The following is a 15,126-nucleotide window of genomic DNA, read 5'->3' on the forward strand; positions in this document are numbered from 1 at the left end:
AGAAAGTTGCAGCGTATGTGCGTCAGCGAACGGAAATCCGTGCTGGCACGTGAAATGCTTAAGTTCACGTCATCCTGAAAGGCGGGAACGAATTTGAACTCCATTGTTGCAACAAGTTGCTTCATCGTCGCCATTGGCGATGGCATCGAAGCGGTGTGCGCTAACGCACGAGAGTCTAGCCGGATCGGCCGGATATCGTGAAGCCGTCATCTATCGCAAATCGTGTTCTGTTGATCACGAGCGACGCCTCCGATGCCAGGGAACTGAAGGATGTCCTTGGCCATGGGCGGACCGAGCAATTCGAGAGCGAGTGGGTTGGCAATCTTTCCGATGCCATTGAAAGGCTGAAGAGCCGGGGCATTGACGCGATACTGGTCGATTTGTCACTGCCCGACAGTCGGGGCATTGAAACCTTTGACCGCCTGTTTTCGCTGGCGCCCTACGTGCCGATCATGACCCTGAGTTCGCCGGACGATGAAACGTTGGCAATCGAGGCCATCAAACGGGGCGCACAGGGCTATCTGTCGAAAGGACACTACGTTAGCGAGCTCGTTTCGCAATCCCTACGCAACATCATCCAGCGCATGGCTGTTGAGGAGGCGCTGTTTATTGAAAAAACCGGGGCGGAAATCACGCTCAATTCAATCAGCGACGCGGTGATCGGGACCGACATGGTCGGCCATGTCGATTATCTGAACCGTGCTGCCAAGGTGATGACCGGATGGTGCCGGAAGGATGCTCACGGCAAGCCGATCGGCACGGTAATGCAGATCATCAACGGTAAAACGCGGAAGCCTGCAGCCAATCCGGTCGATCTGGTGCTCCAGTTGAACCAAGCGATGAATTTGACCGCCGGCACCGTGCTGATCCGACGCGATGGCAGCGAGGTCGCCATCGAGGACTCGGCAGCCCCGATTCATAACCGGCATGGCCGGCTGGTCGGTGCCGTCATCGTCTTTCACGACATTACTGCGTCGCAGGCCCTGGCATTGAAGATGACTCATCTGGCGCAACACGATTTCCTCACCGATCTGCCGAATCGTGTCTTGCTCAATGACCGGATCGAACAGGCCATCGGCCTCGCCAAGCGTCGTGGCACCCATCTGTCCATCCTTTTTCTCGACCTCGACAACTTCAAGCACATCAACGATTCGCTCGGGCATGCCGTTGGCGACCAGCTTCTTCAATCCGTAGCCGAACGCCTGCGCGGCTGCGTTCGAGGCTCCGATACGGTAACCCGGCAGGGCGGCGACGAGTTCATCATTCTGCTGACCGAAGACCGAAATGACGGAGATTCCGCAGTTACGGCCAAAAAAATCCTGGCCTCTCTGGCAGCACCCCACGACATAGTTAAAAATGTTCTGCACATCACGACCAGCATTGGCATCAGCGTTTATCCGGCCGATGGTCAGGATTCGGAGACGCTGATCAAGAATGCGGACACCGCGATGTATCAGGCCAAGGAAAAGGGCCGCAACAATTTTCAGTTCTTCAAAAACGAAATGAACGTGCGTGCCGTTGAGCGGTAACTGATCGAAAGCCATTTGCGGCAGGCCTTGGAGCACCAGGAGTTCGTCTTGTATTACCAGCCCAAGGTCAACCTTTCCAGCGGGAAAATTACCGGTTCGGAAGCGCTGATTCGCTGGATACGCCCCGAATGGGGCATCGCCCTGCCTAAAACCTTCATTCCGGTCGCCGAAGATTGCGGCCTGATCGTACCGATTGGCCGCTGGGTCTTGCGCGAAGCCTGCATGCAAGTCAAACGATGGCAGGACATGGGGCTGAAGCCGGTATCGGTGGCCGTCAACATTTCTGCCGTGGAGTTCCGCAGCAAGGATTTTGTCGCGGGCGTGCGAACTGTGCTGCGCGAAACAGGCCTTGATGCGTGTCATCTGCAGCTGGAAATTACCGAATCGTCGCTAATGCACAATGCCGAATCCAGTACCGCCATCCTGAATGAACTCAAGGAAATGGGGGTGTTGCTGGCGGTCGACGACTTCGGCACCGGTTATTCCAGTCTGAACTATCTGAAACAGTTTCCGATCGACGTACTCAAAATCGATCGCTCATTTGTTCAGGATATCGGCGCCATTAACGGCAATAACGTCATCGTCACCGCCGTCATTGCCATGGGAACCAGTCTCAAGCAACGGGTGGTCGCTGAAGGTATCGAACAACAAGTACAACTGTCGTTTTTGCTCGACCAGCACTGTGAAGAGGGCCAGGGCTATTTGTTCAGTCATCCGCTCGTCGCCGACGAGTTCGCCGTCTTGCTGGCCACTGGCTTGCCGCCCCGCTGACTTCCTTGCTACTTGCAGGATGCAGGAAACGGACAGCAGATTGCCAATCATTTCACCCTGTGTGGCCAAACGAACAGAACAAGCCTGTTTCAAGGCCTACGCTGTGCCGGTCAGTGCGGAAAGTTAACCGTGCGGTGCGCTCGGTACACGCAGTTATGCCCGGGTTTCAGATGTTCCATCCAGCAAGGAAACAATCATGAACAAAGATCAAGTCAAAGGTACGGCCAAGAATATCGGCGGAAAAATCCAGGCAGAAGCCGGCAAGTTGCTTGGCAATACCGAACAACAGGCCAAAGGTTTGAAAAAACAGGCGGAGTGCAAGGCTCAGCGCAATCTGGGTGACCTGAAGAAGGCTGATAAAACGGTGGGCAAATCCTGATTTTCTGGATAAGTAATTGCCGCTGAAGGTTGTCGTTTTACGGCCTTGTGGTGTCGACGCTGACGCTGCAAGGCCGAAAAATTCGTGGGTGTCCTCGACAACGACAGCCCGCCGCTGAGAAGGCGGCTACATAGCCCCATCCAACGGATTCGTCACCCGGAATGCAGCGCCAGGAAGCCAGACCTGATGGAAACCCCATAGATTGTGAGCGGCGGCGCGAATTCCAGTGAAACTGGCCAGTTTGGAAATCGGTGCTTTTAGCGCCCGTACGGATAGCGTTTGTCGACGCTACCCCTTTTGTAGGGGAGCTGCTTATTTTGGCGGAATGACCACGATGGTGCTGCCGGAGGTGCCGGTGGCTGTTCCAGTTTTACCCTTGGCGCCAGTCGCGCCCGTATTTCCGGTGTTGCCCTGCATGCCTGTGGCGCCGGTGTCTCCTTGGGTTCCTGGGGCGCCCGTGTTTCCCGTGTTGCCGGTATTGCCCTGACTAGGTTGAATGGCCAGCAGGGTATGTTCGGTGCCGCGCTTACCACGCTGTTTTGGCTGAGTGAGCTCCCCTCGGTTTTTCGTCTGCCAAAGTTTCCTTTTGTACAAAACCTCGATGCATTCAAAGACGGCAGCCTTGTTCGCGGCGTGAGTCGCGTAGCGAACGTCATGCACCCGCTCATTCTTGAAGCTGTTGAACCCCCTCTTCAGCGTTCAAGGATGCGCTAGTCCGCCGCTCGCCCGAACTGCTTGGCAACAAAACCCCAGATCATCCGTGACGCGTCCGGGCCTTTAGGGTCGCCGTACGGATGCCCGGCCGCGCCGCCACTCCAGGCCACTCCAGGCGTGACCGAGGCGGCTGACTTCGCATGAGCATAGGCATTGTCACCATGAGCGCTACCGACAGCACGGCTGAACAGGAACTCAACCGGGCTGACGAGGCGCTTTGTCGCGCCCTGGCGGCGGGACCCAACCGGATTGAGTTTGCCACCCAACCCGACCGGGCATGATGCCGGGGCCGGAATTATTCACGCTCATCGTCCGCCACCTTCAGGTTGCCTTCCCATTGGCAGTTGAAGGCATAGCAACGATAGCGCCGCACCCGACCGAACAGGCTCAGGAGATGGTCGATAGCGCCTCTGAACCCGGGTCAGGCTACGGGCGCCACAAGCCGGGCAGACGGGAGAAAGCGGGCCGCCGGTTTCGGGCGTCGCGCAATAGCTGTTCTCGGCAGGAATCAAGTGAACCCGCTGAAAGGAGTCTACGCCGGAAACGCGGCAGGCGTCATATTCGGCCCAGCAACAGCAAGACCACCAGAATGACCACGACAAGACCCAAGCCACCGCTGGGCCCGTAGCCCCATCCCCTGCTGTGCGGCCACGCCGGAATCGCACCGACCAGTATGAGCACAAGGATGATCAGAAAAATTGTTCCGATTGACATTTTCGTCACCTTCTCAAGAACCGAATCTGCCGGCACCGTGAACTGCAGCCTGGAAGCAGGATCGTCAGGAACATTGTCTGCTTAACCCCCAACAGCTCTGTGCGCTGGCGAACATTCAACACAATGGCGGGCCGGTCAAGACGCTCAGTAGCGGTAAGGATCATCCGGACGACGGTCTTTTTTATCCTTGACTCCGTCGCCGTCGCGGTCGTGTTTGCCGCGGTCGTGGTCGCCGCGGTCATAGTCGCCGCGGTCGTGGTCGCCTCGATTGGGTGGACCGGACTGATCATAATCCGGGCGATGACCGCCGCCATCTCGATAGGCAACCGGATAGGCCACGCAACCCGATAAAAGCGCGCTGATAGCGATCAGCAAGACGGAAAGGTTTTTCATGTTTTCTCCTGGATAGCATGTCTCGATGTTCAAAGAGAAGGATCTCTGTTGAACAGTCTTTGTGCAAAAACTGCGCACGATCTGGATTTTCGGAAGCGGTTCCTGACGTTTCAGCGCAGACCGAAAAACGACAGGACGAACAGGATGACGACCACCAGGCCGACGATGTAAATGATGTTGTTCATGGGATTACCTCCGTATGAGTCTAGTGGCCGATCCGCGTGGCTGACGCCATGCCCGAATCACCATGCACCACACCAATCCTCTTGACTTAGCGGTCTGTCATCTAATTTTGGCAACTTTGCCATCTGGCCGCGCCAAGATATAATCGAGCATGTAACCAATTGATATAAATAGGCTTTATATGACGGCCTAAATATGCCAATATCGTTTCACGGCTAACGGACTACATTCATGGCGCCAATTTCCTTGCCGCCGCCCGCCGCGAGCCTCGGTTTTTCACCCGAAACCGTGAATTGCCATTCACGAATCTGATCGCTTTCCTGCTCACCGGCATTCGCGGCGCAGTTCAGGCGGAGCTTGATTCCTGCTTTGCCCTGCTTGCCGGAAGAACCCGCCTTTGTCGGGCGATCACGGCCAGTGCCTTCTCAAAGGCGCGCAGCCATCTGGTCGCCAATCTCTTTGAGCCGCTCAATACAGAATTGCTGCGCCTGGTCGATGAGGTCGTTCCGCAGCAGCCGGACTGGCAAGGCTTGCGGGTCTTGGCGGCGGATGCATCGAAGGTACGTCTGACCTTGCTTGACCTGGAAGGGCGCCGCCATATTCGAGAAGCGGCCATCTTCGGTTTGTTTCGGCCAGGGATCGAATTGTTCGACTCGCTGATTTTGCACAGTTCGCTGGTCGGCGAACGTCAGATGTTGTTTGAGCGGCTTGACCGACTCGGTGCTCAGGACATGCTGGTGCTTGATCGCGGGTATCCGGGTGCCTGGTTGGTCGCGGCGCTGTTGCATCGAGGTATCCCCTTTTGCATACGCTGCGATTCGTCCGCTTCCTTTTCTGCCATCACCCAGTTCATGCGATCCGGAGAAGATGAGGCGCAGGTGACATTGCCGCCACCGCATCGTCAGGATGCCATTGATTACGAGTGTCCGCGTCTGCCTTCTATGGTTCGCCTGATTCGTCAGGTGACGCCGACTGGCAAGGTACGGGTCTTGATGACCTCCTTGCTTGATACCGCGCGGTATCCGGCCACAAGCTTCTCAGCCCTTTATCACAGCCGTTGGCGTATCGAGGAGGCGTTCAAGCGCATCAAACACCGGCTCAATCTGGAGCACACGTCCGGCCTGACTTGGCTGGCCGCCTGCCAGGATGTTGGGGCCAAGATGGTGTGTGACAATCTCAATGCCCTGGCCACCTACCTGGCTGCGGAAGAGCGGCTGCCCAGCGATTCGCCATGGCGAGTGAATCGGACGATGGCCTTCAATACCGTACGTCGTATCTTGCCCCGAGTCTTGGCGGGTGTGCAGCAAATCACCACCCGAGTTACCAAGGAAATCTTCTCGGAAATCGTCAAAAACCTTCAGAAATTTATCCCTGATCGTGCTCGACCTCGGCCAAACCAGCGAAAGCCTCACCTGTCCTTTGCTTACAAACCCGCCGTATGACTATGGACTAAGTTGAGAGGATTGTGCACCACACTACCCCCCACAGCGCCGACACTCTGTTCGCTGGCGCACAAAGAATCCGCCGGATTGGCGTTACCCAGCCCATGGCAGTCATGCCGGCGGATAAAACATTTCCAAGCCTGATCAGTAATACGCTGGCCAGTCAATTGCTTGGAGGGAGTTTTCTGGACTGGACCAGCCGGCGCGTCGATACGCACGTAATGGAGCTGCAGCCCTCATGCAACATGGTCCGACATCTCGCTCTTGACCGGCTCGTTTCCACCGAGCAGCTCGCCCACCGCCTTGAGGTCGTCGACCCGATCGCACACTGCCTTTATGATCATCAGGATCGGCGTACCCAGTAGCAGGCCCCAGATGCCCCAGAGCCATCCCCATGCCAGGACCCCGAGGAAGACCACGACCGCACTCAGCCGGCTGGTACGGCTTGTGAGGTAGGGCGTGAGGATGTTGCCGCTCACGACATGCAGCCCGATGCAGACGCCGGCCACCAGCAATGTCTTCTCGATGCTCCCGAACTGGGTGAACGCGACGAACGCGGCGGCGACGCCGAGGACAACCGAGCCAAGGTAGGGGATCAGATTCAACAGCGCCGCGACGATGCCCCACACGGCAGCCTGCTTCATGCCAATAGCCCAGAAGGCGGCGCCTGTCGCCAAGCCAACCAGGACACTCAGCAATAGCTGGACCGCGAGATAGCGCTGGATCTGCTCCATGATTTCGTTCATTGCCTGCACTGTGACCCGCCGCCTGGCGAAGGTCGGGCCGGCGATGCGCGCGACTTTGCGCCGGAAAACGTCACCCGAAGCAAGCAGGAAAAAGGCAATGAAGCAGATGACCGTCGCCTGACCGATGATCTGCGCCGCATGCAGGGCGCCGACCACAAAATAATCCTTGATGTCGAATGCGGCTTTCTCGATCTGCACGCGAGCGACTCCACGTGGCGCAGACGGTGGGCCAGACAGGCTGCCGGCTGCAGCCTGCTCGATCTGCGCAGCCGCCTTCTGGACCCGCTCGATATTGCCGTCTGGGCCGCCGCGCATTCCGCGCACTGATTCCCGCAGGTTGCGCGACGCCACCGGCAGGGATTCGAGCAGGTTGTCGGCATCGTCGCGCAGCGTATAGACGCCCCACACCGTAGCCGACACGAGGACGACCATCACCAGTCCCGCACCAAGCGGTCGCGGCAGGTGCCAGCGGTGCAGGGTGTCGACTATCGGTGTCAGTGCGTAACTCAACATCAGACCGAACATGATGGGGATGACCACCTCGCTTGCCCAACGCAGCGCGAAAATGCTCAGCAAGGCGGCGATGACGACCAGCGACGTGCTGCGCACATCGACCGGCACCTTCAGCAGCGTGGCTTCGGGTTCTCGCTCGGCACCCAAGGGGGAACCGGCCTCGGTGGTTGCGTCCCCGGGGGACGGCGTCAGCGATTGTTTCATCTATTCACCCCCGGATGCTAGCCGCAACACCTGGATCTGCCGGCGCGCGTTCGAACATCATTAACTATCAGTGATCCTGACCGCGCCCTTGATTCCTGTTATCCCCGCCCCTGTCCTGCTGTCCAGGCGCCTGATCGCGGCCCTTGTCGCGGTGTTCATTCTGCGGCCGCTGCATCTCGCGCTGTTGCGCGGGTTGCGACTGCTGCTGCCGCTGCTGATTCGGCGGTGGCTGGCGGTCCTGGGGCTCGGCTCGTTGCTGGACCGGCGCCTGCTGTTGCGGCTGATGCCGTTCCCGCTGCTGGTTCGGCGCTGGCTGGCGGTCCTGCGGCTCGGCCCGTTGCTGGCGGTCCTGCGGCTCAACTCGCTGTTGCTGCACCGAACGCCGGCGACTCTCGTCGACCTGCGGCTGTTGAAAATGCTGCCGCGTTACAGCTTCATGCGGCTGATATCGGTAATGCTCGGAGCGGATCTTGTGCTGCTGGTCTGCCGCGTCAGGATAGCGCGCTCCCGAATACTGTCTCTGGTAAGTCGGCAACGGTGCGGCGCGCGGTGCTGAATGGCGGTCCCAGTGGTCCCACCCAGCCCGACGGTGTTGCCACTCACGACCCCAGTGATCGCCCCAGCGCGGCGGCGCATCGGCACGCCAGCCATGAAAATACGTCGGCGGCTGCCGATAGTAACGAACCGGCACGCGGAGCACGAATAGCGGGACATACTCCGGGCCAACCGACCGCCACGGCCCGTTGTACCAACTGCTCGAATACCAGTTGTCATCCTGGTACACCCAGTACAGACCGTCGTAGAAGAAGTAATTCGAATTCGCTTGCGGATCATAATAGACAGGATAGCCCGGCACCGCGACAAGCCTCGGATAGACCGGTACGTTGACGCCGATGCTGACACTCGGCAAACCGATACCAATGCTGATTTCGGCATGTACCGAACTTAGACCGCCAGCCAAGGCAGTAACAAAGAAAGCATTGCGCAGTGCAGCCTTATAGAATTCAGTCATTGTGACTCCTCATGTTTCGTCTTCAGGCTACGTGTTGGCCGGGTAGATCGTCGGTGCGCTGTCGAACATAGCCTATCCCGGATGTCGTGCGCCCGATTCGAAGCGCTGCGTGCGCCAGCGCACAGACTGTCATGACGCTACCCGCCATTCTCGCATTGTGTCTGCAAGGCAAGCCATACTGGATCGCCGAAGCCACCAAAGATTATTCAAGGAGTTCAACATGACCATCTCAATACTGCGCCGCGCCGCGGCCCTGGCCGCCTTCGTCCTTTTTGCCACGCTCACTGCCTGTTCCTCTACATCGAAGACTGAAGGCACCGGCGAATATGTCGATGACACCGTAATCACGACCAAGGTCAAGGCTGCCGTGCTCAGCGAACCTGGCCTCAAGTCAGCAGAGATCAACGTCGAAACCTTCAAGGGCAAAGTCCAGTTGAGCGGCTTCGTCAGTACGCAAGCCCAGATCGAGAAGGCTGTTGAAGTCGCTCGTAGCGTCAAGGGCGTGACCTCGGTTACCAACAGCATGCGCCTGAAGTGATGTGAATCTTGTCTGCCAGCGGAAAGCATCAATGTGCGCTGGCAGACAGATGCTTATAGCGAACGGAAATAATCTTGTACCGTTCGCTCATGAAATAACCGTCTTGCATCCATCACCGAACAGGAGAATAAATCATGGCAACCGAAACACGGATTGGCGGAACAGGCGATTTGGGCGAAGCAGCTACACGCACGATCGACCAGGCCAGCAGCAATATAAACAAGGCGATCGACAAGGCATCGGACGCCGCCCGGCCCGCCGTCAAGCACATGGCTGCAGGCGCCCATCACGCAGTAGACAGGTTTGCCGGTTCAGCAAACCGGGCCGTTAAATCACTCGATACCCAAGGCCGGCGCTTGAAGGACGCGCAGTTGCGCTTCGCCGATAGCTTTTATTCCCATGTCAGGGAGCGGCCGATCACCTCGCTGGGGATCGCGGTTGCTGGCGGGGTTCTGTTGGGCTGGCTGCTCAGGCAGCGTTAGGCCACACGTAGTTTATTGAAGAAGAACGGAGAATCTCATGCTTTATACAATAGCCGTAGTATTGCTGATCCTGTGGTTGCTCGGGCTGGTTACATCGACCACCATGGGCGGTTTTATTCATATCCTGCTGATCATTGCCATTGTGGTCGTCCTGCTCAGAGTAATCAGTGGGCGCAACGTCTTGTAGTGCTGAATCAGCGGGTTCCCCGCTAAAATCGCTGCAATGAAAGCCACACGCCGCCATGCCGAACGTCACCGTACCGATCGCATCGGCTGGTTGCGCGCCACCGTCCTCGGTGCCAATGACGGTATCGTCTCGACCGCCAGTCTGGTGGTTGGCGTCGCGGCTGCCAATTCAAGTCAGGGGAGCGTTCTGGTCGCTGGCGTTGCCGGGCTGGTGGCCGGCGCGATGTCGATGGCGGCAGGTGAATATGTCTCCGTCCATTCGCAGGCCGATACCGAGAATGCCGACCTGGCGCGCGAACGGAGCGAACTCGCGACCGATCCCGCTGCGGAACATCGCGAGTTGACAGCCATTTATGTCACCCGCGGCCTTGAGCCTGGCTTGGCACAGCAGGTCGCCGAGCAACTGATGGCGCATGATGCCCTCGGCGCCCATGCGCGTGATGAACTCGGCATCTCCGAAACCCTGAGCGCGCGGCCGGTTCAGGCCGCGTTGGCTTCGGCCGCAAGTTTTGCGGTCGGTGCGGTGCTGCCGCTCGCCGTAACCGTTCTGGCACCCGAGCACGCGCTGATTCCGTGGGTCTCCGCAACCTCGCTCGCCTTCCTCGCGCTATTGGGCGCGATGGCCGCCCGGGCCGGCGGCGCCGACATGACGAAAGGTGCGCTGCGGGTTACCTTCTGGGGCGCGCTCGCCATGGCGATCACCGCGGGTGTCGGTGCGTTGTTCGGTGCCGTCGTGTAAGGTGCGGGAAACCCCCAGCCGCCGCCGCAGAAGCTTTCCGACTGATCTAACAGCCGGGCGGCCCGGCGCCTATTTCTTCGCCCAGCCGCCAGCCGGATTCTGGATGTAATTGCCCGGCAAGGTCCGCGCCGCTGCTTCGCGGGCAAAGACCTTGGCGGCTTCCGCCTCGGTAATACCATTCTTCGCGGCAATCTGCGTGAACTCGGCTTTTCGCTGGCCATTCACCTCGGTTACCAGCGCCTTCAGGTCGGCAGGAGCGTCGTTCCTGACCAGGCCGAGGTAGCCATTGCTCTGCTCACCGACCCAGCCCTGCTCCTTTGCCGTTTTGAGGTCGGCGGCAAAGGCGCCGTGCATCATCAGCACCAGGCTGAGCAAACATGCCTTAATCAATGTCTTCATTGCATCTCCTTGGTCAAGACGGGCGCCGTTCAAAACAGGCCCTTGTTCGAATCGAACAATTGCTGAACTTCCTTTTCAACCTTGACCAGAATTTCATGCTTGATATTCACGGTCATGTTGATTTCGATGGGTTTGTCCGGCGCCTCGAGGCGCACGGTCGGCGAGCAGGCGCCCACGAGCAGCGCCAGTGCGGTAAGGGAAAGCAGAAGTGAGGGCCTGAACATGGGGGTGCTCCACAAGGGTGTAGCGGGCAGCTTAACAAAGTTATTCCAGTTTGCCCGATTGCAATTGTTCCAAAATGTGACGGTTGAAGTCACCCGAAAAAAGCGCCGCGCGAAACAGACCCGGCAGCGCTCCGTTGATGTTTAGCCCAAAGCGTATGGGATACCCGCTGTAGAAATCGGGGTTGCTGCCATCCAGCTTTATCTGCGTCCGGTAAGTTCCGTCGGACCCATACCAAAGGTGCATGCCAAGCTGCTGGAACTGGAAGTTGCGCAAGGCCAGCAAGCCGGGGTTGTCCGGAATCGTCGTCATCGGCGCGTACTTGATGGTGCCGCCGCCGACGCTATTCAACTCGCCGTCATGGATTTCCACGCTGCCGTTGCGATAGGTGAGCGGCACATTGCCGTCCACCTGGCCGCTTCCCGACAGGCCTTGAACCTTCAACATTTCGAGTAACTGGCCGAGATCGATGTGACGAATTTCCAGAGGCATGGCTTGCTCCGCTGGCGGCCACGGCAGGCTGCGCGGCGCGCCGTGCAAAGTGCCGCCGAGCAAGGCGACATCCAGCGCATGCACGGTCAGCGCCTTTGCCGCCAGCGCCAGGTCGACGTTCAGGTCGGCCAATGCCGTACCGGTTGCCAGCCCGCCGCGTGGCGCTGAAAGCTGGATGCGGCCCTGTAGCGGATGCAATCCGTCGAGCTGGAGCCGGGCTTGCGCGGCTTCGACCCGCGCCCTATCCCAGCCCAGCGTGGCATCGTGCGCCTGTAGCGTTCCTTTGGCGTCGAACCGTGGCTTCGGCCCGGTGCACCAGTCCAGCGTGAAGCGCGCATCAACCTCGCCCGCCTGAAGCTCAAGCGGGAGCATGGTGGGCGGCCGTGGCTGCAACAGCTTGCCCAGCATCGGCAGGGCTTGCTGTCCGGAGAGCGTCGCCTCGCCGCACCCCTGCGTGAGCGCGTGCGACCCGGCAAAGCGGAAGACTTCCGTTCCCTGCAAATGTACAGTGCCGTCGCTGCGCAATTTGCCCGCATCAAGGCGCAGGCGGGCGCGGACGGCGGGCGACGGCCAGGCCCCGAAGCGCAGTGCATCGACAGCAAGCATCAATTCACCTTGGGCGCCCTGGGTGCCGTTCGGGCGCAGTTGCAGCAGTTGCAGGCGGCTGGCGCCGAGCGTCAGAACCTGGCCAGTACCCTGCCTTACTGTCAGTTGCGGGCTGCTGGCTTCGCCATGCAGCAGGAGGCTGGCCCAAAAACTGTCGTCAGCCTTTGCCGTTGCATCGGCTTTCACTTTCCATGTCGCACGGCTCATGGTCAGCGGCACATCCCGCGACCATGCCAGACGTTCGACGCCGAGCTGCAATGCCAGCTCGCTGTTTAGCCCGGCCGCCGGCGACCAGTGCAATGCCATGTCACCCGTCGCCTGCAGGTCGCGGATCTGAATGGCATCCCGTTGCCACTGCTTCATCTGCCCCTTGATCCGTACCTGCGCTTCGGCCGCCTTCCAGTCGGCTGAAGCCGCGCCCCCATTGAGACTGACGTGGTGCACCGCGCCATCCCAGCGTCCCCATCGGGGCGAATCGAGCGTGAACGGAAACTCGCCTTCGCTGACTCCTGCCCCATTGTCCACGCGAAGGACAAAGGCCTTGTCAAGCCGACTGTTCACTTGCAGCGACTGTTCGCCGTCGATCGTCACCTGCAAGTGCAGCCCCGGCTGCAATTCGAGCTGCGTCCCCGACGGCTGCCAGGCGAAGGCCAATTTGCCTGAGAGCGCAATTGCCTGTGGCTTTGCCGGCGCCGCAAACTGCATGTCGGCGTCCGTAAATTCCGCTTGGCCACTGAGCGCACGCAGGCTGCCGGCCGTTTCGCCGAGGAGCGCTTCGGCCTTCAGCGATAGCGTCCCTTGCGCGGCGCCCGGCGGCATGGCGATGCCCAAGGTGCGCCCCAGGTCCACCAGCACTGCCAGCGGCGCTTCGGCAACCAGCCTGGCCGGTTGTTGCGCCGGCTGACGGCCGACATGCAGCCGCGCTTCCGCACCCGGACCAGTAGCCGGCAACCACTCAAGATGAAACTCGGAAATATCGCCGGAAATCGCCGTCGACCGCAACAGGTGGCCATTCGGCCGGAATTCCGCCTGCAACTGCCCTTCCGTTTGCCGCAAATAGAAGTTGCCATGGACGTCCAGTGCCGCACGCTGCGGCCAGTGCAGGGTCACCCGCAGGTCGCCGACCACGGCTTCGCTCAAGGGCAAATGGGGCCAGGCAAGTTGCGGCCAGGGGGTAGCCTGTTGCGTCTGCCCGGGCAGGATTTCCAGTTCGCCGCTGGCAATATCCAGACGCTCGACATGGCGGCGTGCCAGCGAGTAGTCGAGAGCAATGTCGTGCACGGCAATCCGGAATCGGTGGCCGCCGGCGCTTTGATAGGTGGCGCTGACTTCGGTCAGGCGCGCGTGCCCGGCGCCAACCTTGTCGATCTCGACGTGCAGCCCCTCGAGGCCCGGGATGGCCAGCCAGCGCTCCGCCGCCATGCCAAGCAGTCGCGGCAAGGCCAGCCAGAGCAGGAGAAGCACAAGGAGTACGGCCAGCAGCCAGCGACCAGCACTTCCTAAGCGAATTGGAGACATGTGTCGAGGATACCGGTCGCCGGATTGTTTTGGGAATCGAATCAAGCTGGCGGCACATTGATCGGGTCACAAACTTTGCGGACTCGGCGTTGCCGACCGGCGCCGCCGTGTTTCCCGTGGCACGTCCCTTAGGGAAACGCTGATTTATTCCTGCTTTGTTTTCCCATGCTGAGCGGAAGTGGTAAAATGCCATTGTGTTAATTGGTCAAGGTGGCGAGCGTACAGGCAAGTTTTTCCGAACTCGAATATGCGGCGAAGAAGAAGCAGACACGGCGCGACCGGTTTCTTGCCGAGATAGAAGCGATCACGCCGTGGTCGGTATTGGCACAATCGCTTATCCCGTTTTACCCGAAGAGCGGAGGCCGGGGTCGCCCGCCCATTGGTCTGCGTCGGATGCTGCGGATGTATGTGGCCCAGCAATGCTTTGGGTTGTCGGATGAGGGCATCGGGGATGCCATCTACGACAGCCAGGCCATTCGTCATTTTGTCGATATCGATCTTTCCCGAGAATCTGCCCCGGATGCCACGACCCTGCTTGAATTCCGTCACTTGCTCGAACAGCATCAACTGAGCGAATCGATTTTCAACACGATTACCCATCACCGCACCGCCAAAGGCCTGCTGTTGCGTGAAGGCACCATTGTGGATGCGACCCTGATCGCCGCGCCGCCTTCGACCAGGAACAAGGCCGGCAAGCGCGACCCGGAAATGCACCAGAGCAAGAAGGGCAAGCAATGGTACTTTGACATGACAAGCCGAAGGCGAAGGACGCCCGTAGGGCGGTCCCGCGTAGCGGGATGCGGTCACGAGCGAAGCGAGGTCGCACAGGTGGCGCACATTGGTGTGGATGCCCACTCGGGGCTGGTCCATACCGTGATCGGCACGGCAGGCAACGTCAGCGACATCTCACAGGCCGAAGCGTTGTTGCATGGCGAAGAAACGATGGCCTTTGCTGACGCCGGCTATCAGGGCGTTGAAAAACGTCCGGAGAGCCAAGGCGGCGAAGTCGAATGGCAAGTCGCCATGAAACCCAGCAAGCGCAAACAACTGGCGGGAACGGAACTTGGCCGGTTGGTCGAACAGGTGGAATACGCCAAGGCGCGTATTCGTGCCAAGGTGGAGCACCCCTTCCATGTCGTCAAGAATCTCTTCAAGCATAGGAAGACGCGTTACAAGGGCTTGGCCAAGAATACGGCGCAACTGTTTTCGCTGTTTGCTTTTGCCAATCTGGTGCTCGCCCGCCGTTGGTTGTTGGGCGCTGACAGCCAAGTTGCGTCCTGAAGGCCAGAAATGCCATGAAAATCAATGTTTTTCACCTCGGAACGACCTTCAATGCGGCAAGTG

General features: G+C 59.3%; 15 protein-coding genes and 1 pseudogene. 8 read left to right on the forward strand and 8 right to left on the reverse strand.

The features are described 5' to 3' along the window. Positions 1-212 precede the first annotated feature (212 nt). Positions 213-2,300, forward strand: a pseudogene (locus IPP03_02925) (EAL domain-containing protein). A 196-nt stretch (positions 2,301-2,496) separates the two neighbouring features. After that, a complete protein-coding gene (locus tag IPP03_02930; GenBank protein ID MBL0351677.1) occupies positions 2,497-2,679 on the forward strand; it encodes a CsbD family protein in 183 nt (60 codons plus the stop codon). Positions 2,680-2,991: 312 nt separating this feature from the next. Here IPP03_02930 and IPP03_02935 read toward each other — a convergent pair whose 3' ends face one another. The 3 genes from IPP03_02935 to IPP03_02945 form a co-directional block, all read right to left on the reverse strand. After that, positions 2,992-3,282 carry a hypothetical protein gene (locus IPP03_02935; protein MBL0351678.1) on the reverse strand — a complete coding sequence of 97 codons (291 nt, stop codon included), beginning with the start codon at positions 3,280-3,282 and terminating at the stop codon, positions 2,992-2,994. Positions 3,283-3,948: 666 nt separating this feature from the next. Next, a complete protein-coding gene (locus IPP03_02940) occupies positions 3,949-4,107 on the reverse strand; it encodes a DUF3309 domain-containing protein (GenBank protein MBL0351679.1) in 159 nt (52 codons plus the stop codon). Between the two features lie 144 nt (positions 4,108-4,251). Then, entirely contained in the window at positions 4,252-4,500 is a 249-nt protein-coding gene (locus IPP03_02945) for a hypothetical protein (GenBank protein ID MBL0351680.1), read from the reverse strand. A gap of 410 nt (positions 4,501-4,910) precedes the next feature. On the opposite strand from IPP03_02945, the gene IPP03_02950 reads away from it, so the two are divergent. After that, a complete protein-coding gene (locus IPP03_02950) occupies positions 4,911-6,125 on the forward strand; it encodes an IS4 family transposase (GenBank protein MBL0351681.1) in 1,215 nt (404 codons plus the stop codon). Positions 6,126-6,361: 236 nt separating this feature from the next. Here IPP03_02950 and IPP03_02955 read toward each other — a convergent pair whose 3' ends face one another. Further along, on the reverse strand, positions 6,362-7,588 hold the full coding sequence (locus tag IPP03_02955; GenBank protein MBL0351682.1) for an AI-2E family transporter: 1,227 nt from the start codon (positions 7,586-7,588) through the stop codon (positions 6,362-6,364). A gap of 67 nt (positions 7,589-7,655) precedes the next feature. Then, positions 7,656-8,576, reverse strand: a complete 921-nt coding sequence (locus IPP03_02960) for a hypothetical protein (protein ID MBL0351683.1) — start codon at positions 8,574-8,576, stop codon at positions 7,656-7,658. Positions 8,577-8,820: 244 nt separating this feature from the next. On the opposite strand from IPP03_02960, the gene IPP03_02965 reads away from it, so the two are divergent. The 4 genes from IPP03_02965 to IPP03_02980 all read left to right on the forward strand — a co-directional run bounded on the left by IPP03_02965 (position 8,821) and on the right by IPP03_02980 (position 10,545). Beyond that, a complete protein-coding gene (locus tag IPP03_02965; GenBank protein MBL0351684.1) occupies positions 8,821-9,138 on the forward strand; it encodes a BON domain-containing protein in 318 nt (105 codons plus the stop codon). 134 nt (positions 9,139-9,272) lie between these two features. Next, a complete protein-coding gene (locus IPP03_02970; protein ID MBL0351685.1) occupies positions 9,273-9,620 on the forward strand; it encodes a hypothetical protein in 348 nt (115 codons plus the stop codon). A 37-nt stretch (positions 9,621-9,657) separates the two neighbouring features. Continuing rightward, positions 9,658-9,807, forward strand: a complete 150-nt coding sequence (locus IPP03_02975; GenBank protein ID MBL0351686.1) for a lmo0937 family membrane protein — start codon at positions 9,658-9,660, stop codon at positions 9,805-9,807. Positions 9,808-9,843: 36 nt separating this feature from the next. Then, entirely contained in the window at positions 9,844-10,545 is a 702-nt protein-coding gene (locus tag IPP03_02980) for a VIT family protein (protein MBL0351687.1), read from the forward strand. A gap of 69 nt (positions 10,546-10,614) precedes the next feature. On the opposite strand, the gene IPP03_02985 is transcribed toward IPP03_02980, so the two are convergent. Genes IPP03_02985 through IPP03_02995 form a run of 3 tightly spaced genes read right to left on the reverse strand, consistent with a single transcriptional unit; the run spans position 10,615 to position 13,782 of the window. Continuing rightward, on the reverse strand, positions 10,615-10,944 hold the full coding sequence (locus IPP03_02985; GenBank protein MBL0351688.1) for a YdbL family protein: 330 nt from the start codon (positions 10,942-10,944) through the stop codon (positions 10,615-10,617). Positions 10,945-10,973: 29 nt separating this feature from the next. Further along, positions 10,974-11,168 carry a YnbE family lipoprotein gene (locus IPP03_02990; protein MBL0351689.1) on the reverse strand — a complete coding sequence of 65 codons (195 nt, stop codon included), beginning with the start codon at positions 11,166-11,168 and terminating at the stop codon, positions 10,974-10,976. A 40-nt stretch (positions 11,169-11,208) separates the two neighbouring features. Further along, positions 11,209-13,782, reverse strand: coding sequence for a YdbH domain-containing protein (locus IPP03_02995; protein ID MBL0351690.1), 2,574 nt, complete (start codon positions 13,780-13,782; stop codon positions 11,209-11,211). A 210-nt stretch (positions 13,783-13,992) separates the two neighbouring features. On the opposite strand from IPP03_02995, the gene IPP03_03000 reads away from it, so the two are divergent. Then, positions 13,993-15,063 (forward strand): IS5 family transposase, encoded by a 1,071-nt coding sequence (locus tag IPP03_03000; protein ID MBL0351691.1) that lies wholly within the window; start codon positions 13,993-13,995, stop codon positions 15,061-15,063. Positions 15,064-15,126: the final 63 nt, after the last annotated feature.

This window comes from Candidatus Dechloromonas phosphoritropha, from assembly GCA_016722705.1.
Taxonomy (GTDB): Bacteria; Pseudomonadota; Gammaproteobacteria; order Burkholderiales; family Rhodocyclaceae; genus Azonexus; species Azonexus phosphoritrophus.